Raw genomic sequence first — 833 nt, 5'->3', positions numbered from 1 at the left:
ACCGCCGAGCCTGCTGCCAGAAGCACTGGCCTGCGGCCACCCAATAGCCCTTCGCGCCAAGCGATTCCGAGCTGATACAGCGCTCCCCAGCACAGAAAGTAATTCAGCCAGCCGACGTAAGGCAGGTGGCCCACGATCGTGGCAACGTCGAGGACCGCGACGCCCACCGCCAACACGGCCGGCACCCAAAGACCCCAACGGGCCTGTGCGGCAATCGCAACCGGGGTCAGCGACACCACCACCACATAGACGGCGAGGAACCACAGGTGCATCGCCACCGCCCAACCCGCGTATTCCAGCACTGAGCCGGGCACGCCATAGGCCACCAGAACCGCCACGACTACCGATACCAGTGCGATGTACACCGCTGTCGGTCCGAGTACCCGGGCCAGTCGATGCCGAAGCCAGACCTCACGCGAGAAGCCCCCGGTGGCGCGTCGATGGGTCCAGGACACCGCGCCGGCGTAGCCGGCCGCCAGGAAGAACACCGGAACGGCCTGGAAAATCCAGGTCAGCCACTGCGTCCACGGAATGTCGACGAGCGGGTTTTCCCGCCCGAAATGCCCATCGTGATACGTCACGGATCCGGCCAGCCAGTGCCCCAGCACGATAAGCACCACGCCAGATGCGCGGTAGAAATCCACCGCCAGATTGCGAACGGGTCGCGCGGTGTTGAGGTGGTCCATCAGATCGCGAGAAGCTCGACGCGGTGCACAGCGTCACGGTACCGTCCGCGGTCAAGTCGCACCGATGGTCAGATCAGTCAGCCGAACCGGCCGGAAATGTAGTCCTGCTTGGGCTCAGCGATCAATTCCTCGATAGCCGGCGTCGAG

1 protein-coding gene is annotated in these 833 nt (G+C 64.7%); it reads right to left on the bottom strand.

The window, feature by feature from the left end; all coding sequences use genetic code 11:
- Positions 1-686 (bottom strand): acyltransferase family protein (locus tag ACZY0B_RS27850; RefSeq protein WP_463767439.1); only part of this gene is annotated, 686 nt, incomplete at its 3' end.
- Positions 687-833 lie beyond the last annotated feature (147 nt).

The organism is Mycobacterium sp. IDUB_19, from assembly GCF_055419445.1.
This window is presented reverse-complemented; position numbering and strand designations above follow the sequence as displayed.